This is a genomic window from Pseudarthrobacter sp. NIBRBAC000502770 (assembly GCF_006517815.1).
Classification (GTDB): Bacteria; Actinomycetota; Actinomycetes; order Actinomycetales; family Micrococcaceae; genus Arthrobacter; species Arthrobacter niigatensis.
In genome coordinates this window covers 907,386-934,148 of sequence record NZ_CP041198.1, presented here as the reverse complement: position 1 = coordinate 934,148, position 26,763 = coordinate 907,386, and the positions used below count along the sequence as shown (strand labels likewise).

At 67.3% G+C, this 26,763-nt stretch carries 25 protein-coding genes and 1 pseudogene; 6 read left to right on the top strand and 20 right to left on the bottom strand.

Translation table 11 applies throughout. From position 1 onward, the window contains the following. Window positions 1-29: 29 nt before the first annotated feature. The 5 genes from NIBR502770_RS04605 to NIBR502770_RS04585 are packed head-to-tail and all read right to left on the bottom strand — an operon-like array spanning window position 30 to window position 4,269. Complete coding sequence (locus tag NIBR502770_RS04605; protein ID WP_141181173.1) at window positions 30-494, bottom strand: molybdenum cofactor biosynthesis protein MoaE; 465 nt, start codon at window positions 492-494, stop codon at window positions 30-32. After that, window positions 484-1,014, bottom strand: coding sequence for a MogA/MoaB family molybdenum cofactor biosynthesis protein (locus NIBR502770_RS04600; protein ID WP_141181172.1), 531 nt, complete (start codon window positions 1,012-1,014; stop codon window positions 484-486). Before NIBR502770_RS04600 ends, NIBR502770_RS04605 begins: the two co-directional genes overlap by 11 nt. Next, entirely contained in the window at window positions 1,011-1,502 is a 492-nt protein-coding gene (gene moaC, locus NIBR502770_RS04595) for a cyclic pyranopterin monophosphate synthase MoaC (protein WP_141181171.1), read from the bottom strand. Before moaC ends, NIBR502770_RS04600 begins: the two co-directional genes overlap by 4 nt. Continuing rightward, window positions 1,490-2,734: a gephyrin-like molybdotransferase Glp gene (gene glp, locus NIBR502770_RS04590; RefSeq protein WP_141181170.1), complete on the bottom strand. Its 1,245-nt coding sequence runs from the start codon at window positions 2,732-2,734 to the stop codon at window positions 1,490-1,492. Before glp ends, moaC begins: the two co-directional genes overlap by 13 nt. Window positions 2,735-2,757: 23 nt before the next feature. After that, window positions 2,758-4,269 (bottom strand): molybdopterin-dependent oxidoreductase, encoded by a 1,512-nt coding sequence (locus NIBR502770_RS04585; RefSeq protein ID WP_246857467.1) that lies wholly within the window; start codon window positions 4,267-4,269, stop codon window positions 2,758-2,760. 247 nt (window positions 4,270-4,516) lie between these two features. Between NIBR502770_RS04585 and moaA the strand changes: the two genes are divergently transcribed. From moaA to NIBR502770_RS04570, 3 genes are all read left to right on the top strand, one after another. After that, window positions 4,517-5,647, top strand: coding sequence for a GTP 3',8-cyclase MoaA (moaA, locus tag NIBR502770_RS04580; protein WP_371416488.1), 1,131 nt, complete (start codon window positions 4,517-4,519; stop codon window positions 5,645-5,647). Window positions 5,648-5,652: 5 nt separating this feature from the next. Continuing rightward, window positions 5,653-5,919, top strand: coding sequence for a MoaD/ThiS family protein (locus NIBR502770_RS04575; RefSeq protein WP_141181168.1), 267 nt, complete (start codon window positions 5,653-5,655; stop codon window positions 5,917-5,919). A 97-nt stretch (window positions 5,920-6,016) separates the two neighbouring features. Next, window positions 6,017-7,744 carry an HNH endonuclease signature motif containing protein gene (locus NIBR502770_RS04570; protein WP_141160978.1) on the top strand — a complete coding sequence of 576 codons (1,728 nt, stop codon included), beginning with the start codon at window positions 6,017-6,019 and terminating at the stop codon, window positions 7,742-7,744. Window positions 7,745-8,427: 683 nt separating this feature from the next. Here the strand turns inward: NIBR502770_RS04570 and NIBR502770_RS21425 are convergent. Continuing rightward, a complete protein-coding gene (locus tag NIBR502770_RS21425; RefSeq protein WP_246857402.1) occupies window positions 8,428-8,919 on the bottom strand; it encodes a hypothetical protein in 492 nt (163 codons plus the stop codon). 140 nt (window positions 8,920-9,059) lie between these two features. On the opposite strand from NIBR502770_RS21425, the gene NIBR502770_RS04560 reads away from it, so the two are divergent. Next, a complete protein-coding gene (locus NIBR502770_RS04560; protein ID WP_141160979.1) occupies window positions 9,060-9,341 on the top strand; it encodes a hypothetical protein in 282 nt (93 codons plus the stop codon). Window positions 9,342-9,349: 8 nt separating this feature from the next. On the opposite strand, the gene NIBR502770_RS04555 is transcribed toward NIBR502770_RS04560, so the two are convergent. The 10 genes and pseudogenes from NIBR502770_RS04555 to truB all read right to left on the bottom strand — a co-directional run bounded on the left by NIBR502770_RS04555 (window position 9,350) and on the right by truB (window position 19,339). Next, complete coding sequence (locus NIBR502770_RS04555; protein WP_246857400.1) at window positions 9,350-9,736, bottom strand: DUF1579 domain-containing protein; 387 nt, start codon at window positions 9,734-9,736, stop codon at window positions 9,350-9,352. A gap of 208 nt (window positions 9,737-9,944) precedes the next feature. After that, window positions 9,945-11,287: pseudogene (locus tag NIBR502770_RS04550) on the bottom strand (M16 family metallopeptidase). Between the two features lie 112 nt (window positions 11,288-11,399). Further along, complete coding sequence (locus tag NIBR502770_RS04545) at window positions 11,400-13,658, bottom strand: polyribonucleotide nucleotidyltransferase (protein WP_141183319.1); 2,259 nt, start codon at window positions 13,656-13,658, stop codon at window positions 11,400-11,402. Window positions 13,659-13,898: 240 nt separating this feature from the next. Continuing rightward, entirely contained in the window at window positions 13,899-14,168 is a 270-nt protein-coding gene (rpsO, locus tag NIBR502770_RS04540) for a 30S ribosomal protein S15 (RefSeq protein WP_013600532.1), read from the bottom strand. Window positions 14,169-14,367: 199 nt separating this feature from the next. Beyond that, entirely contained in the window at window positions 14,368-15,627 is a 1,260-nt protein-coding gene (locus NIBR502770_RS04535) for a kynureninase (RefSeq protein WP_141181166.1), read from the bottom strand. Then, window positions 15,624-16,478, bottom strand: a complete 855-nt coding sequence (gene kynA, locus NIBR502770_RS04530; RefSeq protein ID WP_141160983.1) for a tryptophan 2,3-dioxygenase — start codon at window positions 16,476-16,478, stop codon at window positions 15,624-15,626. The genes NIBR502770_RS04535 and kynA overlap by 4 nt, the downstream gene beginning before the upstream one ends. A 36-nt stretch (window positions 16,479-16,514) precedes the next feature. Further along, on the bottom strand, window positions 16,515-17,498 hold the full coding sequence (locus tag NIBR502770_RS04525; protein WP_141160984.1) for a bifunctional riboflavin kinase/FAD synthetase: 984 nt from the start codon (window positions 17,496-17,498) through the stop codon (window positions 16,515-16,517). A 79-nt stretch (window positions 17,499-17,577) separates the two neighbouring features. Next, window positions 17,578-18,027, bottom strand: a complete 450-nt coding sequence (locus NIBR502770_RS04520; protein ID WP_141160985.1) for a hypothetical protein — start codon at window positions 18,025-18,027, stop codon at window positions 17,578-17,580. 19 nt (window positions 18,028-18,046) lie between these two features. After that, window positions 18,047-18,400, bottom strand: coding sequence for a hypothetical protein (locus NIBR502770_RS04515; protein WP_141181165.1), 354 nt, complete (start codon window positions 18,398-18,400; stop codon window positions 18,047-18,049). Window positions 18,401-18,403: 3 nt separating this feature from the next. Further along, complete coding sequence (gene truB, locus NIBR502770_RS04510; protein ID WP_210418911.1) at window positions 18,404-19,339, bottom strand: tRNA pseudouridine(55) synthase TruB; 936 nt, start codon at window positions 19,337-19,339, stop codon at window positions 18,404-18,406. Window positions 19,340-19,475: 136 nt separating this feature from the next. Here truB and NIBR502770_RS04505 point away from each other — a divergent pair, with 136 nt between their 5' ends. Further along, on the top strand, window positions 19,476-20,636 hold the full coding sequence (locus tag NIBR502770_RS04505; protein ID WP_210418910.1) for a pyridoxal phosphate-dependent aminotransferase: 1,161 nt from the start codon (window positions 19,476-19,478) through the stop codon (window positions 20,634-20,636). A gap of 7 nt (window positions 20,637-20,643) precedes the next feature. On the opposite strand, the gene trxA is transcribed toward NIBR502770_RS04505, so the two are convergent. Further along, window positions 20,644-21,081, bottom strand: a complete 438-nt coding sequence (gene trxA / locus NIBR502770_RS04500; RefSeq protein ID WP_141181162.1) for a thioredoxin — start codon at window positions 21,079-21,081, stop codon at window positions 20,644-20,646. Window positions 21,082-21,083: 2 nt separating this feature from the next. Then, on the bottom strand, window positions 21,084-21,587 hold the full coding sequence (locus NIBR502770_RS04495; protein WP_141181161.1) for a nucleoside deaminase: 504 nt from the start codon (window positions 21,585-21,587) through the stop codon (window positions 21,084-21,086). A 175-nt stretch (window positions 21,588-21,762) separates the two neighbouring features. On the opposite strand from NIBR502770_RS04495, the gene NIBR502770_RS04490 reads away from it, so the two are divergent. Further along, complete coding sequence (locus tag NIBR502770_RS04490) at window positions 21,763-22,896, top strand: ScyD/ScyE family protein (RefSeq protein ID WP_141181160.1); 1,134 nt, start codon at window positions 21,763-21,765, stop codon at window positions 22,894-22,896. Between the two features lie 69 nt (window positions 22,897-22,965). Here NIBR502770_RS04490 and rbfA read toward each other — a convergent pair whose 3' ends face one another. Further along, complete coding sequence (gene rbfA, locus NIBR502770_RS04485) at window positions 22,966-23,475, bottom strand: 30S ribosome-binding factor RbfA (RefSeq protein WP_141160992.1); 510 nt, start codon at window positions 23,473-23,475, stop codon at window positions 22,966-22,968. A gap of 292 nt (window positions 23,476-23,767) precedes the next feature. After that, the gene (gene infB, locus NIBR502770_RS04480) at window positions 23,768-26,671 is read right to left on the bottom strand and encodes a translation initiation factor IF-2 (protein WP_141181159.1); all 2,904 of its coding nucleotides are present in this window, start codon (window positions 26,669-26,671) and stop codon (window positions 23,768-23,770) included. Window positions 26,672-26,763: the final 92 nt, after the last annotated feature.

Sequence of the window (26,763 nt, the reverse complement as noted above, 5' to 3'; positions counted from 1 at the left end):
GTCCCGGGGGCGCTCCGGACAGTGCCGCATCAGCTGCCTGCGCCGACCCATTCCACGGTGCCGTCAGTGAAGAATTGTTCCTTCCAGATAGGTACCTGTTCCTTGATGCGGTCCACCAGCTCGGAGCAGACGGCGAACGCCTGCCCGCGGTGGGCTGCGGACACGGCGCACACCAGGGCCGGGTCCCCAATCTCCAGCATGCCGATCCGGTGCGCCGCCCAGATCCGGACGGGCTGTCCGGGCCCGGCACCTGCTTTGGCGTTCTGCTCGGCAACCAGGCGCCCGACGACGTCTGCCATGACCTGGTGCGCCGTGGGGTGCGCACTGTAGCTGAGGCGATTGACGGCCTTGCCGCCGTCGTGGTTGCGCACCACGCCGCTGAAGCTGACCACGGCACCGGCTGTATCGCTTTCCACAGCGGCAATCGCCTGGTCCACCGAGATGGGCTCAGCGCTCAGGACCGCGCTGACTACTTCGAATGCTTCAGTGCCCATGTCCGCCCTCCAGCTGGTCGCACAGATGCCCGATGAGCGGGTCCAGGACGCCCAGTCCGTCCATGACGCCCTTCGGGGAGCCGGGCAGGTTCACGATGAAGGTCCGCCCTGCGGCGCCGGCATACCCCCGGCTCAGGGCAGCAAGCGGGGTTTTGGCGGCTCCGGCCCGCCGGATGGCCTCCATGATTCCGGGGATTTCCCGGTCCAGCAGCGGCAGGGTGACGTCTGGAGTCCGGTCGTCGGGGCTGAGGCCGGTGCCGCCGCTGGTGATGACGACGGCGGGGTGCTGGGTAAGGAGCGCGCGGATGGCTGCGCCCGCGGGGTCGCCGTCGGGGACCACCATGGCGGGAAACACGTCAAAGCCGTGTTCGGTGAGCCAGTCGGTGATCACGGGCCCGGTTTCGTCGTCGTAGATGCCGGCGGCGGCGCGGGTGGAGGCGATGACGACGCCGGCTTTCCGTCCCTGGACGTCGCCATGCCGGTGCGGTTCGGGAACCCGAAGGGTGTTGGGGGTAGTCACAGGGCCCAGTCTCCGCTCTTGCCGCCGCTCTTGGCCAGCACCTTGATGTCCGTGAGGACGGCATGTTTGTCCACGGCCTTGATCATGTCGTAGACGCTCAGCGCAGCCACGGACGCCGCTGTCAGGGCCTCCATTTCCACTCCGGTGACGCCCCGTGTCTTGACGGTGGAGCTGATGGCGACGGCGTCCAGGCCAAGGTCGAAATCGACCGTCACCTTGGACAGCGGGAGCGGATGGCACAGCGGAATCAGGTCCGGGGTCTTCTTGGCGGCCATGATGCCTGCCACGCGCGCAACGGCCAAGGCATCCCCCTTGGGGAGGCCGCCGGTGCCCAGGAGCCGCATCACCTCCGGTGTGGTCCGGACCGTAGCGGTGGCCGTGGCCTCGCGGGTTGTTTCTGCCTTGGCGGAAACATCCACCATCTGGGCGCTGCCGTCCTGGCGCAGGTGCGTCAGCGCGGGGGTCTGTTCTGCGTTCACAGCATCCATACTTCCACCTCGTCGCCGGCGGCGAGCTCCGTTACGCCAACGGGGACGTGGACCAGGCAGTTCGATCCCGCGAGCGCGTGCATCAGGTGCGAGCCCTCGCCGCCCTCCAGCTGCACGGTCCCGTCAGGCTGCAGGCTTCCCCGCCGGACCTGGTGCTTGTGCCCGGGTGACTCCAAGGGCTGGGCCAGGCGGCCGCGCAGCGGCTGCCTGGCCGCCGGCGACCCGAGCAGTCCCGACAGGGCGGGGCGGAGGAACATCTCGAAGGACACCAGGCAGCTGACCGGGTTGCCGGGAAACCCCAGGAAGGGGACGCCGTCGAACAGTCCTATCCCTTGGGGTCCGCCCGGCTGCATGGCCACGTGCAGGAACTCGGCGGGCTGGTCCGCCATGGCCTGGCGCACCACCTCGTACGCGCCCTTGCTGACCCCGCCCGTGGTCACGATCAGGTCCACGTCATGGCCGGCGGTCCGCAGCAGGGCCTGGAGTTCGGCGGGATTGTCGGTGGAGATGCCGGTGCGCCGGACGTTGAGTCCAGCCTGTTTCATGGCCGCTTCCAGGAGGGTTCCGTTGGAGTCGTAGATCTTGCCCTGCGGCAGTGGTTGTCCCGGTTGGACTACCTCGTCCCCGGTGGTGACGAGCAGGACAGTCACTGCCCGGTACACCTCCACCTCAGCCATACCGAGGGCTGCGAGAAGTCCCAGCTGCGCCGGTCCCAGGCACGTCCTGGCGGCCATGGCCCGCTCCCCCGCCGCAATGTCGCTGCCGGCGGTACGCACGTAGGTCCCCGGAACGGTTGCGGGCAGCTTCACCAGCCCATCGCTGCCCTCCGTGCGGAAGTGGTCAGGCACCGCCTTTTCGATGGGGACGACGGCGTCCGCCCCCGCCGGGATCATGGCACCGGTCATGATGGGCGCCGCGGTCCCGGGCCGCAGCGGCTGGGGGCTGGACCCGGCGGGAACCGGGGGCATGATGCGCAGGTCAGCTCCGTCGTCGGAAATGTCCACTGAGCGGACGGCGTACCCGTCCATTTGGGAGTTGTCGAATGGGGGAAGGCTGATGGGCGCCAGTAAGCCGTGCACCAGTGCCCGGCCGAGCGCACCGGACAGGGGGAGGACTTCCGCGCGGGACTCTGCCGCCAGCCGGCCCAGGAGGTCCGTGACCGCCGCCAGATGCTCGGCAACGGAGCGGGCGTGGTGGGCCGGGCCTGCTTTGCCGTGGGGGTGGCTGGTCATGGGTACGCCTTTGGTCGCGGCCGTCAGGATTTCAAGTCCACTCTAACGGTGTGGAATCCCGTGGCTCCGTCCGGCGCGGGAGGCCGCTCAGTCTCATCCTGGGCCACACCGTTGAGATCGGTGGCGCGGACCTGGACCTCATACTGCCCCGGGACCAGGCTGACCGCCAGCGTCCACTGGTACCAGGTGTCTATGGAGATGCCCGGCGCCAGCTCGGCTTCCCGCCACGGCCCCCGGTTGACCCGCAGTTCCACCTTTTGGATGCCGGTGTGCTGGGCCCAGGCAACGCCCGCCAGGAGTACGGTTCCGGCACTGACCGGACGCCCGCTGCGGGGTACGTCGATGCGCGACGACGTCTTGATGGGACCGCGCGCCGACCAGCCCCGCGGCGTCCAGTACCCGGCGTCGTCGGCGAACCTGGTGACCTTGAGTTCAGTAACCCACTTGGTGGCCGACACATACCCGTAGAGGCCGGGGACCACCAGGCGTACCGGGAATCCGTGCTCCAGCGGCAGCGGTTCGCCGTTCATGCCTACGGCAAGGAGCGCGTCCCTGCCGCCGTCGGTTAGGGCCTCCAGTGGCGTTCCGGCAGTCCAGCCATCGGCACTGCGGGAGAGGACCATGTCGGCCCCCTGGTGGGGAACAGCCAGGGCCAGCAGTTCGCGGACCGGCCAGCCGAGCCAGCGGGCGTTTCCGATCAGGTCGCCGCCCACTCCGTTGGAGACGCAGGCAATGGTCATGTGGCGTTCCACCAGGGGCTTCCCCAGGAGGTCGGCGAAGGAGAGCTGGACTTCCCGGGCCACCATTCCGGTGACTTTCAGGACCCAGGTCTCCGGGTTGACCGTGGGAACAGCCAGGGCAGTGTCGATCCGGTAGAACCCAGGGTTGGGGGTGACCAGCGGCGGCATCCCGGGTACGCCCGCCTCTGCGTCCGCCGGAATGGGCGGTGCCGCTGACGCAGGGGCCGGCAGGGTGATCCGTGCCCTGGCTTCGGTGGCGGCGATGGCGGCTCCGCGCCAGAATCCCGCGAGCACTCCCCCCAGGGCTGAGGCGGCTGAGGTGGCGGCGAGAGCCTGGAGGAAGCCGCGGCGGGAACCGGCGGTTCCTCCGGGCCCTGCCTTCCCCGGGGCGGAGCCTTCCCACGACTGCAGCCGCCGGACCAGGAACCGCAACAGCACGACGGCGGCTGCCGCGGCCAGGACCGGCAGCATGGGGGCCAAAGGGGTCGCCTGGGCCCGTGTGAGGACCGCAGCCAGTCCCGCCAGCCCGAAAATCCCCATCACGGAGGCACCGGCCCATCGGCGGCGGAGCTCCAGGACCCCGGCCACGGCCGCCAGAGCGGCAATGGCCAGCCCCATGCCCGCCAGGAGCGCGGCCTTGTCCGCAGTGCCGAAGAGGGTGATGGCCCAGTCCTTGACTCCGGGCGGGACGGCATCGATGACAGCGCCGCCCACAGCGGTCAGGGGCGAAAGGGAGGGGCTGGCAAAACCCGCCAGCAGCTCCCCCGCCGCGAGGCCGCCGGCGGCCGCTGCGATCCCGGCGGCCGCAGCCCACCGTGCCCCGGGCCGCGGGACTGACTGGTGCGGGACTGCCTGGTGTTGGACGGGACTTTCCGCATGCTCCGCGGGGCCGGCGCCGTCGTCGTCCGCCCCGTGCTGTTGCGGGGAACTCTTCACAACTTCCAGCATAGGTTCGGCGGCGGTCCCCGGCGCAGGTTCCGTCCGGTGGTTCTGCGCCGGTCACGGGTGTGATGCGCAGCGCAACGTGGCGTAGCCTGAAATCATGAGTCTCCAGCTAGGAATGCCGCAGCCGCGGGAGGAAGCAGCCCCTGCGCTGCCAGGCGTTCCGGCGCGCCGCCCCGCTGACGCGCCGGACGGGCTGGCGGACCGGTATGGCCGCCGCGCCACGGACATGAGGCTGTCCCTAACGGACAAGTGCAATCTCCGCTGCACCTACTGCATGCCCGCGGAAGGCCTGGAATGGCTCGCCAAGCAGGCAGTGATGTCCGCAGCGGAAATCGTGCGGATCGTGAAAGTCGGCGTGGAGCAGCTGGGGGTCCGGGAACTGCGGCTCACGGGCGGTGAGCCGCTGGTCAGGCATGACCTGGTGGACATCATCGCCGCCCTGCGGGCCAACCACCCGGACCTGCCGATCTCCATGACCACCAACGGGGTGGGCCTGGCCAGGAAGGCTGCCGCGCTGAAGGATGCAGGGCTGACCCGCATCAATGTGTCGCTGGACTCACTGCATGAGGAGACGTTCACCAAACTGACCCGGCGCCCCTTCCTCGGCCAGGTCCTGGCCGGAGTGGACGCCGCCTGGGCCGCCGGCCTGGGCCCGGTCAAACTGAATGCTGTCCTGATGCGGGGCATTAACGACGCCGAGTCGCCCCAGCTGCTGGCCTGGGCGCTGGAGCGCGGGTACGAACTGCGGTTCATTGAACAGATGCCGCTCGACGCCGATCACGGCTGGACCCGCCGCAATATGATCACCGCCGCCGAAATCCGCGCCCTGCTGTCCCGGGACTACGTCCTCACCCCCGATCCCCGGGCGCGTGACGGCGCTCCTGCGGAGCGGTTTGAGGTACGACGGCGGCAGGACGGTCCGGCGGACGGCGCCGGCAGTCCCCTCCTTGGGACGGTGGGGATCATCGCCTCCGTCACCGAACCGTTCTGCGCTGACTGCAGGCGGACCAGGATCACTGCCGAAGGCAAGATCATGAGCTGCCTGTTTTCCCGGGAGGAGTTCGACCTGCTGGGCCTGCTGCGCACTGGTGCCGGCGACGACGAGCTGGCGCAGCGGTGGCAGGATGCCATGTGGATCAAACCAAAGGCCCATGGCATGGACCACGTGGGACTCGACGCTCCGGACTTCGTCCAGCCGGACCGCAGCATGAGCGCCATCGGGGGCTGACACGGATGCTTGTACGTTATTTTGCTGCCGCGCGCGCTGCCGCCGGGCGTGAGGAAGAAAAGTTCGACCTGCCCGACGGTGCCACGGTCGCCCATCTCTTGGAAGCTGTGCTGGGGGTGCCTCGCGCCGAGCCGCCGGCAGGCACTCCTCCGCTCGCTCGGCTCCTGTCCCGCAGCAGCTTCCTGCTCAACGAGGTGGCCGTCCGGGACCAGTCAACGGTTCTTGGGGCCGACGACGTGGTCGACGTGCTTCCCCCCTTTGCTGGCGGGTAGGTAATACAAGCATGTCCGGGCGTCTGGGCAGCGGCTGGCCAGCCCTGCCAAGGCTGCGTCCGCTTTGAATGTCAGACCCCTGTTGGATGATGTTTTCATGGGAATCGGTGCGGATCTCGCGGTGGTGATGGAGGGTGTTTCTGCCTCTGTTGCTGCCCTGAGCGGGCTGGTTCTGGATGATTGTTCCTTGGCTTCGGGCGCTCATGTTGGTGCTGACGTGGATGTGTTGCGGCGCCGGTATGAGATCCGGTTGGAGCGGCTTGAAGTCGTGGCCCGGTTGGAGGCCCAGCTCGCAGCGGTCAAGGTCAGTGATGTTGCCGAAGCCGTCGAAATCCAGCTGGCACAGGTTGCACCTGACGCCCCGGTCCATGAGTGCACGTTTGCGGAGATGTCCGCGGTGGAGGAGATCGCCGGGATCCTCACCATCAGTTCGGGGGCGGCCGGTGCGTTGGTGGAGCAGTCCCGGCGGGTCTGTTCCCTGCCGGCTGTGGTTGAGGCCCTGTCCATGGGTGGGGTGTCGTGGCAGCACGCCCGGATCGTGGCCGACGAAACCGAAGGCCTCACCCCCGACTCTGCCGCCGGCCTGGTGGCGCATTTCTTTGACCCTGACGCGCCCAACCCGGCCCGGGGCGCCGCGCCCGGTGACCTTGTCCCGTCCAGGTTTCGGGCGAAGGTCCGGGCTTGGCGGGAACGCCACCACCCTGAGTCCTTGGAGAAACGGCATGTGAAGGGGGTGGCGGACCGGCGGATGGACTACGCCCCGGACCGGGACGGGATGGCCTGGCTGTCCCTGTACCTTCCCGGCGATACCGCGTGCGCCATCTGGAACCGCAGCACCGCCACCGCCCGCGGCGTCCAAAACCCCACGGAGGAGCGGACCCTCACCCAGCTCCGCGCCGACGTCGCCGCGTCACTGCTCCTCGGCGCCGGAAACACGACGGCCGCGGGTGAAGCTGCCAGGAGCACCGGTGATATTGGGAAAATCCCCACACCGCGGGCCGACATCCTGGTCACGGTCCCGGTGTTCTCACTGCTTGGCCTCACCGATGAGCCCGCGGTGCTGGACGGATTCGGGCCGATCCCGGCATCCATGGCACGGAGGCTCGTCGCCGGCGGGGCGGAATCGTTCTACCGGGTCCTGGTCGACCCGCGCGACGGGGCACCCCTGGAGATCGGACGCACCCGCTACCGGCTCCCGGAGACCAGCAAGAAATGGATCCGGCTGCGGGACTGCAAATGCACCTTCCCAGGCTGCACCAACCACACCCCCGACAACGACACCGACCACCTCACCGCCTGGCAACACGGCGGCAAAACAGACATCCGAAACTTGGCCCAGCTCTGCCCAAAACACCACCGCCTCAAACACACCAGCACCTGGGTCCCTGACGCGGCGACCCCGAATGAACCGCCCGGCTGGACCTCACCCACCGGCCGACACTACAAACCCGAACAAGCAGACTCCCAACCAACCCACTGGCCACCAGGAATCCTGGCGCCGAAGGCCATCGTCTCCGGGAAGTCCGCACCGACAGCGTTGGACGCACCAGGGGTGGGCCCAGCCGGGTTGGGCGCACCGGCGACAGCGGACGAAGTGGGACCAATGGAACCACCATCGGAACTGCCGGTGGAACTGCCGCTATGGCGCCAGTTAGTGACAGACACGCTGGAGTGGCCGGACGAGCCAGCCGAGGAACCGCCTGGCGGCAACTTGCTTGAGCCGGATGAACTCCCGCCGACAGATCCTTTGTGGGACGATTTCTACGCCATGCCGTTCCTGCTGCCACCAGACCCGGCGGGACATTGGGACGTGCTCCTGTCGTAGTACTTCCCCAGGGGTGTGTGTCAGCGGGTGGGTACAGGGGCCGATGGCCCCCCGCTGGACGCGGGCCCCGTTGCCAGTGCCATGGCCAGCAGTGACGCCCGGCTGTGGACTCGGCAAGCCTTGAAGAGTTGCTTGAACTGGTCCTGGACCCGTGTACGGCGTCACTCCCTGGGCGTCCGCCATGGCTGCCGTACCGGCCCCTGCTGCAGTGAGCCAGAGCAGTTCCCCCTGCCGGGGTGTCAGGCCAAACGCCCGGGCAAACATGTCAAGCCTCGCGGCAGGCGTGCTGGCCTGAATCGTCACGGCCACCGGTGGAGTGGGTCCGGACCCCCCCGACTCCATGCGGTTGGCCCGCAGGGAGGCCCAGCGGCCCGCCCCGACGTAGACCCTGCATTCCGCGGGGTGGGTGTCCACCAGCGCTTCCCTTGCCGCCAGCTGGGCCGCAACGTTCAACACCTCAGCCGGCACGTGATCGTGAGGAACCGGACCAGGCTGAAGCAGCTGGAGCCAGTCGTCCACGGACGCCGTTCGGCCAGCTATCGCCAGATCGTCGTCCAGGGTGAGGACAGCCTGCTCCGGCAATCCGGGCTGCCCGGCTCCTGTCCCGGATGCGTGGTCCGGGCCAGGTTCCGGGGGCGGTCGAATCCAAAATTGCCTGGCTACGGACCTCCGCAGACCCGCGGTCACTGCCGCTGCGAGCTCGCCCAGGTACGCAGTTTCTTCGTCCGTGAAGGGGACCGAACGCCGGTACGCCACAAATCGAGCCAGACCCAACACCCATACTTGTCGGCAAAGACGGCGGACAGGACATCGCGGACCCCATAGCGCTGCAACACGCCACTCCACACCGGGCTGCGGCAGGGCTCTCCCTGCGTTGCCGTCAGGAGGGACTCCGCCGGCTCCGGCGAATGCATCAGCTCGGTCCAGCGGCTGGCCCCGGAGAGGTACTTGAGGCGGATAAGTGTGGGCAATTCCTGGGGGCAGGGAATCCTGGCCCTCGGAGCCATCCCCACCGTCGTTTCGGGATCACACAACGGCCAAACGAATGCATCGAAAGGCACCATGGTGGCCACTTCTGCCAGAATCGCTGTCCGGAGAGCTTGGTGATCCAGGTCCGAGCCTGCCAGGAGTCGGATGCGCTCCTGGCTCCGGTTTCCAGCCCAGCCCTTGGTCATGTTCCAAGTATGCTCCGGCCATCCCGGGCAACCCGGAGGCGGTGCCACCCAGAATTCTGGGATACCCGCCGCAGCCCGACCGTTTAGCTTTAGCAGCGTGGAGCGTCCTCCAACCTGGCGGGACGAGTAAGGAGACTGGGATGTTCACCCTGCAGATCGAACACAGCATCACCGATTTCAGCACGTGGAAGGCGCCATTCGACCGTGATCCGGTGGGCCGGTCCGCGTCAGGGGTTCTCGCGCACCGGATAGGCCGGCCCGTGGGCGAACTGCAATACATTGTTGTGGAACTCGACTTCGCGGACCTGGCCCTGGCAGAGCAGCTGCTCAAGAACCTTCGAACACAGGTATGGCGTTCGCCCGCCAACGCCCCTGCCCTCGCCGGTGCGCCGAAAACGCGCATCATCGAGGCGGCATCCTAGCCCATGCCTCACGCGCGGTGGAACTCCGAGCGCATGAATGGCCTGTACGGCGATTCATTACCGTCGGTTCCAGCCTCCGGGGTGTCGCCGCCGTCGTCCTGCCCGGCAGAACGTAGTTCGGTGACGTGCGTCAGGACACCGTCCGCCACCTCGATGGAGTGGCGCGTCCAGCTTCCGGCAGTGCGGCGTTCAACGCGGAGGACACCGTCGCGCCAAGTGCAGCGGGTGGCGCTGCCGAGCGGAACGCCGGCGCTGTCCACGTAGTACCACAGCACATCGTTGTGGACCGGATCGATCGTGAAGATGCCGTGGCCTTCGAAATGGCTGCCGTCGGGTTCAACGTGCCGGTAGCTCTGCACGACGCCGAGACCTCCGGCCACCTGGCTGTAGGTCACTTCTGCATCAACGCTGCGTTCGGGCCCCCACGGACCTGCAGCGACCTGGGTCCGTCCCCGCCAGTGACCCAGCAGGCCGGATAACGCATGAGGTCCGTGCCGCACTCCCGCCCCGTTCACCGTTCCGCCTTCCCAAACGAAGATCGCTCCCCAACTTAGGATGGACTCTGGAGGGCCGGGCCGCCAGCGTCTCCGCGGCGCCAGGTTGCTACAACCCGAACGTCTCCGTCTCCTCGAACGGGCCAACCACGGTGACGGTCCGCGGGGCTGCGGCGAGTTCGGCGGCCAATTCCTGGACTTGTTCTGCGGTGACCGCCTTGATGAGCCGCAGGGTTTCGTCGATGTCCTGGTATTCGCCGGAGACCAGTTCGGCCCTGCCCAGGCGGGACATCCGTGAGCCGGTGTCCTCCAGGGCCAGGACGATGCCGCCGCCGAGCTGTCCCACGGCCTTGCGGAGCTCGTCGTCGGAGATGCCGTGTTCGGCGAGCTTGTCCAGCTCCACAGCCAGCAGGTCCAGCACCTGCCTGACCTTGGACGGCGTGCAGCCCGCGTACATCCCAAAGTAGCCGGCGTCGGCGTAGGACGAGGCAAAGGAGTAGGTGGAGTACACCAGGCCGCGCTTCTCGCGGACTTCCTGGAACAGCCTGGAGGACATGCCGCCCCCAGGACCGCATTCAGCACACTCATGACGTAGCGGCGTTCATCGGTGGCAACGATGGTGGGGCAGCCCATGATGATATTCGCCTGCTCCACAGCGCGCTTGACCACGTGCAGGCCTGCGGTCCCGGTGATGAGGGCGCGTTCGGTGGAGCGCCGCTGCACCGGTGCGGCGTCGGGCCCAAGCGACCAGCCCGCGGTCTGGAGGGCATCCACCACGAGTCCGCAGACGACGTCGTGGTCCAGCCCGCCCGCGGCGGTGATGACCAGCTCCTCCGGTTTGTAGTACCTGCGGTAGTGCTCCCACACGGAGTCCCGGGCCACGGCCTTGATGGCGGCGGGAGTGCCGCCGATGGGGCGGCCCAGCGGGTGGCTGCCCAGGACCGCGGCGACGAAGTGCTCGTGGGCGACGTCGGTGGGGTCATCGCTGTCCATGGCGATTTCCTCGAGGATGACGTCCCGTTCCTGCTCCATCTCGTCAGGGTCCAGCACGGCGCCGGTGATCATGTCCGCGATGACGTCGATGGCCATGGGAAGGTCCGAGTCCAGCACCCGGGCAAAGTAGCAGGTGCTTTCCTTGGCAGTGGCCGCGTTCGATTCGCCGCCCACCTCGTCAAAGGCGGAGGCAATCTCCAGGGCCGTGCGGCGCCTGGTCCCCTTGAACAGCAGGTGCTCAAGGAAGTGGGTGGACCCGTGCTGGCCGGGAGCCTCGTCACGGGATCCGACGCCCACCCAGAACCCGATCGTGGCTGACCGCTGGCCCGGCATCGCCTCGGTCAGTACCCGCACTCCCCCTGGCAGCACTGAACGCCGGACCTCGGACCCGCCGTCGGAGCCGTGGACCAGGGTGTCGCCGGCGTGGTTCTGCTCAAGCGGCAGGGGTACAACAGTCATTGATGCCTTTCAGGACGGGCAGCCGGATCTGGCTGCCATCGTAACAGCGGCGGGACCGGTGGATCATCCACCGGTCCCGCCGATTCATGCTTATGCCGGGAAGCCCCTGCTGTTAGACCTCAGCGCCTTCAGCAGGCTCCGTGGCGTGAACGCGCTCGGTCTCGTCGGCGCCTTCCTCTTCAGCCACGACCGGAGACAGGGACAGCTTTCCGCGGTCATCGATCTTGGTGATTTCCACCTGGATCTTCTGGCCCACGGAAACAACGTCATCAACGTTGTCCACCCGCTTGCCGCCGGCGATCTTGCGCAGCTCGGAGATGTGCAGGAGGCCGTCCTTGCCCGGGGTCAGCGACACGAAGGCACCGAAGGTGGTGGTCTTGACGACCGTACCCAGGTAGCGCTCGCCGATTTCCGGAACCTGCGGGTTGGCGATGGCGTTGATGGCGGAGCGTGCTGCGTCGGCAGACGGACCGTTCGTGGCGCCAATGTAGACCGTGCCGTCGTCCTCGATGGAGATGTCGGCGCCCGTGTCTTCCTGGATCTGGTTGATCATCTTGCCCTTGGGGCCGATGACCTCGCCGATCTTGTCCACGGGGATCTTGACGGCGATGACGCGCGGTGCGAACTCGGAGAGCTCGTCCGGGGTGTCGATGGCCGAGTTGATGACCTCGAGGATGTGCAGGCGGGCTTCGCGGGCCTGCTTCAGGGCTGCCGCGAGCACCGAAGCGGGGATGCCGTCGAGCTTGGTGTCCAGCTGGATGGCCGTGACGAACTCGGCGGTGCCGGCAACCTTGAAGTCCATGTCACCGAAGGCGTCTTCGGCGCCCAGGATGTCGGTCAGCGCTGCGTAGCGGGTCTGGCCGTCCACCTGGTCGGAGACCAGGCCCATGGCGATACCGGCGACGGCGGCCTTCAGGGGCACACCGGCGTTCAGCAGGGACAGGGTGGAGGCGCAGACGGAACCCATCGACGTCGAACCGTTGGAACCGAGGGCTTCGGATACCTGGCGGATGGCGTAGGGGAATTCCTCGCGGGACGGCAGGACGGGCACGAGTGCACGTTCGGCCAGGGCACCGTGGCCGATTTCGCGGCGCTTGGGCGAGCCCACGCGGCCGGTTTCACCGGTGGAGTACGGCGGGAAGTTGTAGTTGTGCATGTAGCGCTTGCGCGTCACGGGAGACAGCGAGTCGATCTGCTGCTCCATCTTGAGCATGTTCAGCGTGGTGACACCCATGATCTGGGTCTCGCCGCGTTCGAAGATGGCGGAGCCGTGGACGCGGGGCAGGACCTCGACCTCGGCGGTCAGCTGGCGGATGTCCGTCAGGCCACGGCCGTCGATGCGGACCTGGTCCTTGAGGATGCGCTGGCGCACAACGTGCTTGGTGACCGAGCGGAATGCTGCGGACAGTTCCTTCTCGCGGCCTTCGAACTGGCCGGCGAGGTTGGCGAGGACCTCGTCCTTGAGTGCGTCGGAGGCGTTGTCGCGTTCCTGCTTGTCGGCGATCTGGAAGACGGCGGCGAGCTTGTCGGCAGCAGCGGATTCGACGGCGGCGTAAGCGTCGTCCTCGTAGTCCAGGAAGACCGGGAACTCGACCGTGGGCTTGGCAGCGCGTGCGGCGAGGTCGGCCTGGGCGTCGCAGAGTGCCTTGATGAACGGCTTGGCAGCTTCGAGGCCCTCGGCCACAACCTCTTCGGTGGGGGCGGTGGCGCCCTGTTCCTTGATGAGGTTCCAGGAGTTGTCGGTTGCTTCGGCTTCGACCATCATGATGGCGACGTCGTCACCGGCAACGCGGCCGGCAACCACCATGTTGAACACGGAGTTTTCCAGCTGGGAGTGCTTGGGGAAGGCAACCCACTGCGATCCGTTTTCGTCGTTGACCAGGGCAACGCGGACGCCGCCGATGGGGCCGGAGAACGGGAGGCCGGACAGCTGGGTGGACATCGAGGAAGCGTTGATGGCAACGACGTCGTACAGCTCATCGGGGTTGATGGCCAGGACGGTGACCACGATCTGGACCTCGTTGCGCAGGCCCTTGATGAAGGCGGGGCGCAGCGGGCGGTCCATCAGGCGGCAGGCCAGGATGGCTTCGGTGGACGGGCGGCCTTCGCGGCGGAAGAACGAGCCCGGGATGCGGCCGGCAGCGTACATGCGCTCTTCGACGTCGACCGTCAGCGGGAAGAAGTCGAAGCCTTCACGCGGGTGCTTGCCGGCGGTGGTTGCGGACAGCAGTGCGGTGTCATCGTCGATGTACACCATGGCTGCGCCGGCGGCCTGCTTGGCGAGGCGGCCGGTTTCGAAGCGGATTACGCGCTTGCCGAAACGGCCATTGTCAATGACTGCTTCCGAGAACTGGATTTCGGGACCCTCCAAGAGAGTCACCTCCGTTTCTTTTTACGGAAGTCCAGCCGCATCAACCCAGCCAGCATCTGTCTACTGGCCCTGCACCCGGTCATCGATCGAGACCCACGGGCCGCCGGCTTCAGTCAACGAAGCCGTTCCCGGGGATCACTACCGAGGACCGCGAATGCGTGATGCGGTTGATCCTCCTGTTTAGTTTTTATTTGAAGAAGGCGGCCCGTTCCGGAGGGAAAGGGCCGCCCCAAAGTGTGACTAGCGGCGCAGGCCGAGACGCTCGATGAGCGAACGGTAGCGGGCGATGTCAGTCTTCTTGAGGTAGCTCAGCATGCGCTTGCGGCGACCAACCATGGCCAGCAGACCGCGCTGGGTGTGGTAGTCGTGCTTGTGCTCCTTCATGTGCTCAGTCAGATCCTTGATCCGCTGGGTCAGGACGGCAACCTGGACCTCGGGTGAACCGGTGTCACCTTCGCCAGTTGCGTATTCCTTGATGATGGACTGCTTTACAGCGGCGTCAAGTGCCACAATATCTCCTTGGGATGTGCCGTGCGGGCCCAGGTCAGTAACTCACTGCCGGGTCTGCCGTGTTGGTCCTGATCCGGATAACCGGAGAAGGCCGACTACAACAGGAACCAGCCGCCACGGACTGCAGCCGGATCCATCGTCCAGTTTACCGGGCGCGGCCTAACCTTGTCGAAACACGCCCGCCAGGTTCGCAGGGCGCTCAGCCCTGCAGCCTGTCCCGGATCGCCGCCATGCCGTGCAGCACCTCGGCGAAGCTGGTGCTCAGCGGCGACAAACCCACCCTGATGCCGTGCGGCGAGCGGAAGTCCGGGATGACGTCGCCGTCCCACAGGGCCTCGACCGTGGCCTTGGTGAAGTTGGGATGGTCCACCGTGATGTGCCCGCCCCGCTCCTCCGGGTTCCTCGGCGACGCAAGCCCGGCCCCCAGCGGTGCCAGCCACGCGTCGAAGACCTCGACGGCGAAGGCGGTGAGGTCTTCGGACTTCGAACGGACGGCCGCCATGCCGGCTTCTTCGATGAGCTCGAGCGTGGCCTGCATGGCGATCATGCCGAAGATGGCGGGAGTGCCGCTGAGGAACCCGCGGATCCCTTGGGCCGGTTCATAACCGGACGCCATTTCGAAGGCGTCCTTGCGTCCCATCCAGCCCCAGATGGGCTGGTTCAGCGAGGGCAGGTGGCGGGCGTTGACGTAGGCGAACGCCGGGGAGCCGGGGCCCCCGTTGAGGTACTTATAGGTGCAGCCCGCAGCGAAGTCGACGTCGGCACGGTCCAGGTCGATCTCCACCGACCCCGCGGAATGGCACAGGTCCCACACCACCAAGGCGCCGGCGTCGTGCACTGCCGCGGTGATGCCCGGCAGGTCCGCCAGGTGGCCCGACCGGTAGGCGATCTGGCTGAGGAGGACGACGGCGGTGCGCGGCCCGGTGGCCTGGCGCACCTGGTCAAGGGTCACCCCGGCGGCCGGGTCGGGCTCGATCCAGCGCAGGGTGAGGCCTTCCTCAAGGGCGATGCCCTCCACCAGGTAGCGGTCCGTGGGGAAGTTTTCCGTATCCAGCACCAGCTCGTTGCGGTCTGGATCCTGTACGGCGGCCAGGGCAGCCCTGATCAGCTTGTACAGCACCACCGTGGTGGAGTCGGCAATGATGGTCTGCCCCGGCGCTGCCCCGAGGACGGCACGTCCGAGCTGGTCCCCGATGGCCTGCGGCATGCTGAGCCACTGTTCGTCCCAGCCCCGGATGAGGCGTCCGCCCCACTCATCCCGGATGAAGGCGGCGACGTCGTCGGCAGTACGCTTCAGGGGCCGGCCCAGGGAGTTGCCGTCCAGGTAGGACAGCGGGGTGTCGGTACCAATGAAAAGGTCCCGGTAGTGCGCCAGGGCGTCCCGGCGGTCCAGCTCTTCAGCGCGCCCCCGGAGCGCTTCAGCAGACACGTCGAGGTGGTTTTCCTGGTGGATGCTCATTGTCCGATCTCCGTCCTGACGGCGAATAGTTCCGGGAAGAACGTCAGTTCCAGGGCCTTCTGCAGGAAGGTCACACCGCTGGATCCGCCGGTGCCGGTCTTCATGCCGATGGTCCGCTGGACTGTGCGCAGGTGCCGGAACCGCCAGAGCTGGAAATTGTCCTCCAGGTCCACCAGTTCCTCGCAGGCCTCGTAGGCCGCCCAGTTGTCCGCCGCATTTTCGTAAATGTGCTTGAAGAGCGGTACCAGCTCCGGGACGAACTCGTGGGCCAGGGTCACGTCCCGGTCCAGGACTGCCGGCGGGACATCGAACCCCTGCCGGGAGAGGTAGGCCAGGAACTCGTCGTAAATGCTGGGGGCGGCCAGCAGTTCCGCCAGCATGCCGTGCGCCTCAGGATCGGATTCGAAAACCGGCAGCATCCTGTGGTTCTTGTTCCCCAGGACGAATTCGACGGCCCGGTACTGCGCGGACTGGAAACCTGATGAGTTGCCCAGGAAGCCGCGGAACTGCGAGTACTCGGTGGGCGTAAGGGTGGCCAGCACGGACCACTGTTCGGTGAGGGTCTTCTGGATGTGCTTGACCCGGGCGATGCCCTTGAGCGCCGAACCGAGGTCGTCCTCCCGGAGCCAGGCGGCTGCGCTGCGGAGTTCATGCAGGACCAGCTTCAGCCACAGTTCAGTGGTTTGGTGCTGGATGATGAACAGCAACTCATCGTGGTGCTCAGGCTTGCTGACCGGCTGCTGCGCGCTGAGCAGGGTGGGAAGCTGCAGGTAGGAGGCGTAGCTCATCCGGGAGCTGAAGTCGCGGACGATCCCCTCATCCAGCGTGCGGGTGTTCTTCTCGACGGACACGTCCTGCCTTTCGCTTGCTGCCACCGGGTAGTCTTGTCAGTGGCCGGCCAGGAGCTGGTGGGCCTGCGCCACGTCCAGGCGCATCTGTTCCACCAGGGCCTCAGGGCCACGGTAGGCCACCATGCCCCGAAGCCGTTCCACGAATTCGACGATCACTGTCTGGCCGTACAGATCGAAGTCCTCAACGGCCTCCTTGGGCCGGTCAATCACGTGGGCCTCTACCTGGCGGCTGACGCCGTCGAAGGTGGGGTTGGAGCCTACGGAGATGGCTGCCGGCCAGCGCTTGCCGGCCTGGTCCACCAGCCAGCCGGCGTAGATGCCGTCGGCGGGAATCAGCCCCGTGGCATTGGAAGCGAGGTTGGCCGTGGGGAACCCCAGCGCCCTGCCGCGGGCGGCGCCGTGGACCACCTCGCCGCGCATCCGGTGCGGCCGGCCCAGGACCGAGGCGGCGGTGGTGACGTCTCCGGCCTGCAGTGCTTCCCGCACCCAGGTGGAGGAACAGCGGCGGTCCGTGCCGCCGTCGTCATGCAGGGGGTAGCCTTCGGCCCCGAATTCGCTGATCACCTGGACATCGAAGCCGAACTTTTCGCCCAGCGCCTTCATGGTGTCCAGGTCACCGGAGTTGCCGCGGCCGAACCTGGCATCGTGGCCGATGACCACGTGGCTGGCGTGCAGGCAGTCCACCAGGTACTGCTCCACGAACTCTTCGGCCGTGAGGCTGGCGAGGTCCAGCGAGTACTTGACCACCAGGATGGCGTCCAGGCCCAGCTCACCCAGCGCGTCCAGCTTGTCATCCAGCCCCATGATCAGTTCCGGCGCGGCCTCCGGGCGGTGGATTACTGCCGGGTGGGGGTCGAACGTCACGGCCACTGCCTTGGCATGGGACAGGCGGGCCGACCGGATCAGCTGGGACAGCACCTGCTGGTGGCCGCGGTGAACGCCGTCGAAGTTGCCGAAAGTGACAACGGATGGGCCGAAGTCCGCCGGGACATCGGACGGATCGTTCCAGATGTAAACCATCACCCTCGCCTTAAGCTGCCTGAAAGCTTCAACGTTCCCGGACCCTTCCGGCCGCGGAACTCTTCAAGGTTACCCGGATTCACTGCGCAGCTTTGGCGCGCGATGGCCGGCGCCGGTACAGCCACACCAACCCAAGGATGGGCAGCAGCAGGGGGATGAAGCCGTAGCCGCGTCCGAACAGCGACCAGACGGTTTCATGCGGGAACTGCACGGAGTCCAGGATGCTCAGGGTGCCCACCACCAGGACGCCGGCAAGTTCAACCAGCACCGCCGCAACCGAAACCTTGAACCATGTGGTTCCGGCCTTGGCCAGTGACACGGTGGCCAGGATATACACCAGGGCCGCAAAGGCGGACAGCAGGTAGGCCAGGGGTGCTTCGGAGAACTTTGTGAGGATCTGGTAGCCGGCGCGGGCGGTGGCCGAGATGGCGAACACACCGTACACCGCGATCAGGAGGCGTCCCGGTCCCGTGTTGCGGGTGTTGCGGACGGTTTCTCCGGTGGCCGGCTGGGCCTGCTGGTCTTTCATTTCTGCTGCTTCTTCCACTTCAGTACCAGATCTGGTTCATTCGGGCAGCCATCACCAGCGCTGTGACGCCGACGGCGGCCAGGACAAAGTTGCTCCACCGCGTGCGCTCCAGGATGGACCAGTAGATGGCGGCGGGCGGCAGGAGCATCGCGGTGGCCATGTAGCCCCAGAACTCCCAGGCTTCCCCCGCGATCGGTTCGCCGGCGATCACGCGGACGATGGACCCCACCAGGTAGACCACCAGGGACACTTCGACGGCCACGACGGACAGGATGGTGATGTCGTTGGGTGCCTTCTTCAGGATTCCGGCGCCCAGGCACAGGAGGGTTGATGCCAGGCCGACCACCAGGATGATCCAAAAATATGCGTCCATCCGCTATGCCTCCGCAGGCGCGGTTGCGGCCGGGCCGGTGCCTGGGGCGAAAACCAGGACCGGTTTGGCGTAGCTGCCCGCGTCGGCAAGAAGGGCCACCAGGCTGCCGTCCGGAGCGAAGGCCGCGGCAGGGTGCTCCACCGTGGCGGCGCCGGCGGTGCCGGGGGCGGCACCGGCCGCGATCCGCCGCCCGAAGGAGATTTCGGCGGTTTCTTCGGCGGTGAGTTCGCGGTTGGGCATCAGCGCCCTGGCGGCGAGGGACATGTCCAGGACGTTGAGTTCACCGGCGAGCTGTTCCAGGGTACGCGCCTGCTCAAGGGAGTAGGGGCCCACCTGGGTCCGGCGGAGCGCCGTGAGGTGGCCTCCCACGCCAAGGCCGTTTCCGAGGTCCCGGGCCAGGGCGCGGATATACGTGCCGGACGAACATTCGACCGTCACGTCCAGGTCCACCACCCCTGCTGCATCGTCCCGGCGGATGCCGTGGACATCAAAGCGGTGGATGGTGACGGGGCGCGCGGCGAGCTTGACGTCCTCGCCGGACCGGACGCGCGCGTACGCCCGTTCGCCGTTTACCTTGATCGCGCTGACGCTGCTGGGCACCTGCTGGATGTCGCCCTTGAGCGCCGCAACGCCGTCGTCGATCTGCTGGTCCGTGATGCCGGCAGCGCTGGTGGTGGCCGTGACCTCGCCCTCCGCGTCGTCGGTCACCGTGGACTGCCCCAGCCGGATGGTGGCGGTGTAGGTCTTGGAGGTGCCCACGATGTAGGTCAGCAGCCGGGTGGCTTTGTTGATGCCAAGCACCAGGACACCGGTGGCCATGGGATCGAGGGTTCCTGCGTGCCCCACTTTCCGGGTCCCTGCGAGGCGCCGCATCCGGCCAACCACATCATGGCTGGTCCATCCCTGCGGCTTGTCCACTATCACCAGTCCAGAAAGCACGCCTCCCAGTATATGGGCGCAGGTTGGGGCGCATGTGCAGGGAACCGGCAGTGTGCGGACGACGGCGGCGCCCCACCACGCGGCCACGTCACCGGGCGGGACGGAGGCAGGGCAGGGGACGGCTAGGATGGCTGGCATGCCTGCGCTTGCCGCCCATGTCCGCGACGTGCCCATCAACCAGATTCGTGAGATCACCGAGGCCGCGTGGCGCACTCCCGGCGCCGTGGTGCTCAGCATCGGGGAGCCCGGTTTCCCCCTCCCCCGCCATGTCCTGGACGCGGGCATCGCCTGCCTGGACCGGGATGAGACCAACTACACGCCCAACGCCGGGATACCGGCCCTGCGCGAGGCGTTCGCCGCCAGGTTCCGCGAGGAGCAGGGCGTGGATGTCGGCGCGGAGCGCGTGTACGTGGTGTCCGGCGCGCAGCAGGGCCTGCACTTCGCCATGAGCCTGCTGCTCTCCCCCGGCGATGAGGTCCTGATCCCGAACCCGGGCTACCCCACCTTCGCCATGACCGGCCGGCTGTTGAACGCCGTTCCGGTGGGCTACCCCCTGCACCCGGACCACGGATTCCAGCCCCGGGTCGCCGACGTGGAAGCCCTCATCACCAGCCGCACCCGCGTCCTGGTGCTCAACTCCCCGTCAAACCCGCTGGGCGCTGTGCTCAGTGAAGACCTGGTCCGGGAGTTGGTGGAGTTGGCCCGCAGGCATGACATCTGGGTCATCTCGGACGAGTGCTACGAGGCATTCACCTACGATGTCCCCCACGTCAGCCCGGCAAGGTTCGACGGCGGCACGGCGGAGGATGCGCGGGTGTTCACTTCGTTGACGCTGTCCAAGACCTACGGCCTGACGGGCCTCCGGATTGGCGCGCTGATTTGCCCGCCGGGGCTTGGACAGAAGATGGACAACGTCATGGAATCGATCGTCTCCTGCGTGGCGTCCGCCCCGCAATACGCCGCGCTCGCAGCCCTCACCGGGCCGCAGGAATACGTGCGTCACGCGCACCGGCACTACCGGGAAAACCGGGATGCGGCCTCCGCGGTGCTGGCTGCGAAGGGGATCCGTTACCTGCCGGCCCAGGGGGCGTTCTATCTGTGGGCGGACATGTCGCATGTGACCGGCGGGGATGTGCGCAGCTGGGTCCGGCGGTTCCTGGCCGACTCCGGGGTGGCGCTGGCCCCCGGGACTGCGTTTGGGTCCATTGGCGAGGGGTGGGTGCGGATTGCGCTGTGCGGCCGGAAGCAGGACCTGTTGGAAGGACTGTCCCGGTTACCGGGCGCCGGCGGCCGGTAAAGGGGTATCAGGGGCGGGTGCCGGCCAGCGCTTTGTCCAGCCAGGTACGGAGCGCCTCGGCCGGGGCGGCACCGGCCTGCCGTGCCGCGACCCTGCCGTCCACGAGCACCATCAGGGTTGGGATGGCCTGCACGTCGAACCGGCGCGAAAGGCCGGGCGACGTGTCCACGTCCACCTTCACCAGCTTGATCTTCCCCGGCCGTTCCCGTGCCAGCTTGTCCAGGACGGGGCTGACCATCCGGCAGGGCCCACACCAGGCCGCCCAGAAATCGACCAGCACCGGAACTGACGACTGCTCCGCCACGGCAGCGAAGTCGGCATCGCCTGCCGACACGATCCACGGCAGGTCCGCCTTGCAGTTCCCGCAGCGGGGGTGGCCGGCAGCCTGTGCCGGCACCCGGTTGGTCTTCCCGCACTGGGGGCAGCTGAGGAGTGTGGTTTCCATGCCTAGTATTCCTTCCTGCTGTCAAGGCCGCGCCACGCCTGGAAGGGGAGGTCCGACGTCGGGACCTCACCCCGGGTGACCGGCATCAACTCAGGCGCGGCGCCGCTGAAGTAATCGTAGAAGAGTGCGTCATCAAAACCTGCTGCCGCGGCCCCGTGCCGGTCCGCGGCGAAGTAGACGTGGCCGATCCTGGCCCACAAAGCGGACGCCAGGCACATGGGGCACGGCTCGCAGCTGGCATAGAGGACGGAGCCGCTGAGGTCGAAGTCCGCCGTTGCCGCCGCTGCTGCCCGGATGGCCACCACCTCAGCGTGGGCGGTGGGGTCGTTGTCCCGGGTCACCCTGTTCACGCCGGTGTGGACCCGCCCGTCAGGCGTCACCACCACCGCACCGAAGGGGCCACCGCCCTGACCGACATTCTGCACGGCGAGGTCCACGGCCTGCCCAAGATACCGGCTCGAGTCGGGGTGGCGGGAGGGGCTGTTACCGGGGTCCGCGGAGGTCATAGCACGATCCTAGCCACGGGGACCCCGTTGGGGGATGGATTGGGGGCCAAGAAGGGGAGGCTCACCTCAGGACTACTGGCTGGTAGCGGCCTACGCTGGCGCCCGGGGGATGTATTTCGCCTCTACCGAGGCTTCCATATCCAGCCCGCAAGGGCCTCGCACCCCGGAGTACCCCATGAAACGAAAACTCACTTTTATCGCCTGCGTGGCCGCCGGCCTGGTGGTCCAGGCCGCGCCGGCGTTCGCCTCTGATCCCCACCAGGACTATGAAGTCATGGCCACCGGCCTGCTTTCACCCCTGCACCTGGCGGTAGGCGATGGCGAATCCGTAAAGGTCAGCCAGGATTTTTCCGGAATGCTCACGCAGGTCGAGCACGATGGAGAGCGCCACGACGTCTACACCGCCAGGAAAGGGTGGGAAGTCGCCGGGGCAGAGATCCGCGGCGACAAGACCTATTTCCTGGAAAGCATTGGAGCGGGCCAAGGTGACCCGGCCGCACTGCACGGCTACCTGAAGTCCATCGACGCCAAGGGCCACGTGGAGACGATCGCCAACTTCGCCGACTACGAGCGGAAGGCCAATCCAGACGCCAAGCAGCATTATGGCCTGGAACCTGACGCCAGCCAGCAGTGCCTCACGGAGGCTGGTGGCCTGCCGGACGCGCCCCCGCCGCAGTATACGGGCACAGTGGACTCACATCCTTACGCCCTGGCCCTCTGGAAAGACACGGCCTACGTCGCGGACGCGGGCATGAACGCCATCCTGAAAGTCGACCTGGAGTCCGGGAAGATTTCCACCGTGGCAGTCCTTCCGCCGCGCCCATTGACCCTGACCAAGAAGATTGCCGCGACCCTGGGCGCCCCGGACTGCGCCGGCTTCTCGTACGCTTTTGAGCCCGTGCCAACGGACGTGGAAATCGGTACGGACGGCTGGCTGTACGTGACGTCGTTGCCGGGTGGACCCGAGGACCCGTCGCTCGGTGCCCGTGGAGCCGTCTTCAAGATCAATCCGTGGAGCGGCGACGCGGACGTTTGGGCGGACCACATCATGAGCCCCACCGGCCTCGCTGTGGGTGACGATGGCGATGTGTATGTTGCGTCCCTTTTCGGCGGCGAAATCCTGAAGTTCGACTGCCAGGGACACCGGTCACAATTCCTGGCCGTCAACCAGCCCGCCGACGTTGAGTTCAGGAACGGCGACCTCTTTGCCACGGTTGACGCACTGGTGGGTGCACCCGATCCCATGGCGCCCAGCGGCGGTCCGACGCCCCAACCCGGGGGCCGACTGATCGAGGTCGACCACCGCTGACCCGGACAGGAAAACGGCAGGACCGCACGCGGTCCTGCCGTTTCCATGCTGTGCGGGTGTTGCCGGGTCCTACTTGTTGCTGTCTTCCTCGACGTCTCCGTCAACGCTGAGGTCGGTGTCTTCCTCGTCGAAGTCGTCTTCGTCGATTTCGACCTCACCGGAGGCATCGGTCTTGTAGGGGTCTGCGTCACCCGCGTGCTGCGCGTTGGCAGCAAGCGCGGCTACCTCGGCATCGCGCTTCTTCGCCTCACGAAGGAGTTCTTCGAGGTTTGAAGCGACCACCGGGATCTGGTCAGCCACAAACTCGAGGGTGGGGGTCAGGCGCACGGTAATGTTGCGTCCAACCTCCTGCCGAAGCACCCCCTTTGCCTTCTCAAGCCCCTTGGCGGCATCCGCCTGGACGGCCTGGTCGCCAAGCACGGTGTAGTAGACAGTGGCGTGCTGCAGGTCATTGGTCACACGGGCATCGGTGACAGTAATGCCCTCGAGCCGGGGATCCTTGACCTTCCGGCCCAGAGCCTCAGCAACAACAACCTTAATCCGCTGCGCCAACTTGGCAGCACGTGCCGGATCAGCCATGAACAACTCCTAAAGAAGAAAAATTTGGGACGTACGACGGCGGCGAGGGGCCGGCGTCGAACGTTTCAGTTATGTGCCACGCACCAAAGGCGGGCCAAGGGCGATGCCGGCGGGTTCTTCCGGCGGCGCTCTGGAGCCGTGAAGGGGGCCCGGGAGTGGCATCGGGCCTGCCGGAGACGGGTTGCTGGCGATCGTAGATCGCCAGCAACCCGTCGTAGGGGCGGGGCCCCCTTCACGGCGGAAAAGCGCGGGGTGCCCCCAAAACTTGGAGGCACCCCGCCCTCGGACCAGCCTAGACGCGCGGCTTCTCGCGCATCTCGAAGGTCTCGATGATGTCGCCTTCGGTGATGTCGTTGTACGACCCAAGACCGATACCACATTCGAAGTCCGTGCGGACCTCGGTGGCGTCGTCCTTGAACCGCTTGAGCGACTCGACCGTGAGGTTGTCACCGATGATCTTGCCGTCGCGGGTGACGCGTGCCTTGGCGTTGCGGCGGATGATGCCCGAGCGGACGATCGAGCCGGCGATGTTTCCGAACTTGGAGGAGCGGAAGACTTCGCGGACCTCGGCCGTGCCGAGCTGGACCTCTTCGTACTCCGGCTTGAGCATGCCCTTGAGCGCTGCTTCGATGTCATCGATTGCTGCGTAGATGACGGAGTAGAAGCGCATGTCCACGCCTTCGCGGTCTGCCAGTTCGGCAACCCGCTCGGCGGGCTTGACGTTGAAGCCGATGATGACGGCGGAGTCGACCGTTGCCAGGTTGACGTCGTTCTGGGTGATGGCACCCACACCGCGGTGGATGACGCGCAGCTGCACGCCTTCGCCGACGTCGATCTTGAGCAGCGCGTCTTCGAGGGCTTCCACGGCACCGGACACGTCACCCTTGAGGATGAGGTTGAGGGTGTCGATCTTGCCTTCGGCGACGGCCTGGTCGAAGTCTTCCAGGCTGATGCGCTTGCGGCGCTTGGCCAGGGCGGCGTTGCGGTCGGCGGCTTCACGCTTCTCGGCGATCTGGCGGGCGGTGCGCTCGTCAGCGGTCACGAAGAAGGTGTCACCGGCGCGCGGGACGTTGGACAGACCCAGCACCTGTACGGGGCGGGACGGGCCTGCCTCGGTCAGGGCGCTGCCGTCGTCGTCGAACATCGCACGGACGCGGCCGTGGGCCGTGCCTGCCACGATGGTGTCGCCGACGCGCAAGGTACCGGACTGCACCAGGACGGTGGCAACCGCACCGCGGCCCTTGTCCAGGTTGGCTTCGATCGCGATGCCGCGGGCGTCCTTGTCCGGGTTGGCGCGCATGTCCAGGGCAGCGTCCGCGGTGAGCAGGACGGCCTCGAGCAGCTCGTCGATGTTGAGGTTCTGGCGGGCAGAGACCTCCACGAACATGGTGTCGCCACCGTATTCCTCGGGAACCAGGCCGTACTCGGTCAGCTGGCCGCGGACCTTCTCCGGGTTGGCGCCTTCCTTGTCGATCTTGTTCACGGCCACGACGATCGGCACGTTGGCCGCCTGGGCGTGGTTGAGGGCCTCAACGGTCTGCGGCATAACGCCGTCGTCCGCTGCGACCACCAGGATGGCGATGTCGGTGACCTTGGCACCACGGGCACGCATGGCGGTGAACGCCTCGTGGCCCGGGGTATCGATGAAGGTGATCTTCCGGTCGGTGCCTTCGTGGCTGTGCGTGACCTGGTAGGCACCGATGTGCTGGGTGATGCCGCCGTGTTCGCCCGCCATGACGTCGGACTTGCGGATGGCATCGAGCAGCCGGGTCTTACCGTGGTCGACGTGGCCCATGACGGTGACTACCGGAGGACGTGCTTCCAGTTCCTCGTCGCCTTCGGCTTCGAGTTCGGCGTCAAAGTCGATGTCGAAGCTGGAGAGCAGCTCGCGCTCTTCGTCTTCCGGCGAAACGACCTGGAGCTTGTAGCCCAGCTCCTCGCCGAGCAGGGCGAAGGTGTCTTCGTCCAGCGACTGGGTCGCGGTGGCCATTTCACCGAGGTGGAACAGCACGGTGACCAGTGCGGCGGGGTTTGCCTCGATCTTGTCGGCAAAGTCCGTGATGGACGAGCCACGGCGAAGCCGGATGACGGTGTTGCCGTCGCCGCGGGGTACGCTCACGCCACCCAGCGACGGGGCACTCATCTGCTCAAGTTCCTGGCGCTTGGCGCGCTTGGACTTGCGCTGCTTGCCACGGCCTGCGCCGCCCTTGCCGAAGGCACCCTGGGTGCCGCCGCGGCCGCGGCCGCCCTTGCCGAAGCCGCCGCCGGCGGGAGCACCGCCGCCACCGGGACCACCGGTACCGGGAGCGCCACCGGGGCGTCCGGGACCGCGGCCGCCGCCGGGACGGCCTGCACCTGCCGGTGCGGGACGCTCAGTGCGGTTGGGCATCATGCCGGGAGTGGGACGGGGACCGCCGGGACGCGGTGCACCCGGACGGGGTCCGCCTGCGCCTGCGGCGGGGCGGGGACCACCGGCACCGGCTGCGGGACGCGGCCCACCGGGACGCGGTCCGCCGGCACCGGCTGCGGGACGGGGACCACCGGGGCGGTCGCCGTCGCGGCCGCCGCCCGGACGGGGCATGCCCTGGGACGTGGCGAACGGGTTGTTGCCGGGACGCGGGGCGCGGTCACCGTCTCCGCCGCGGCCACGGGGCATGCCCTGTGAGGTGGCGAAGGGGTTGTTGCCCGGACGGGGACCGCCGGGACGGGGACCGGAAGCACCGGGCGTTGAACCACCCGGACGTGCGGACGGAGCAGGGGTCTCGGCCTTGGGGGCCGGACGTGCACCGGGCTTGGCACCGGTGGACGGAGCACCCGCAGACGGTGCTGCCGGGGCTGCGGGAGCCGGGGCTGCCGGTGCGGCTGCCTTGGCTGCCGGCTCGGCGGGGGCTGCCGGAGCCGGCGCCTCTGCCTTGGGGGCCGGCGCCTTGGGCGCAGCCGGGCCGGGAGCCGGTGCTGAAGGACGGTTGCCTGTTGCGGGGGCGGGTGCCTTGGGGGCAGCGGCGGGCGCTGCGGCCGGTGCCGCCGACTTTGCGGCAGCGTCGGGGAAGGCGTTGCGCAGTTTCCGCACAACGGGGGCCTCGATGGTTGACGAGGCGGAGCGAACGAATTCGCCCAGTTCCTGCAGTTTGGTTACTGCATCTTTGGAAGTTATACCGAGCTCTTTGGCGAGCTCATGTACGCGGACCTTGGCCACATTTCTCCTGTCTCGGTCCGCACCGAGCCAGGCACGAACCGTCTACTTCTTACTGCGGACCCCAGCCGCTGTTGATGCGAAGGGGCCCATTG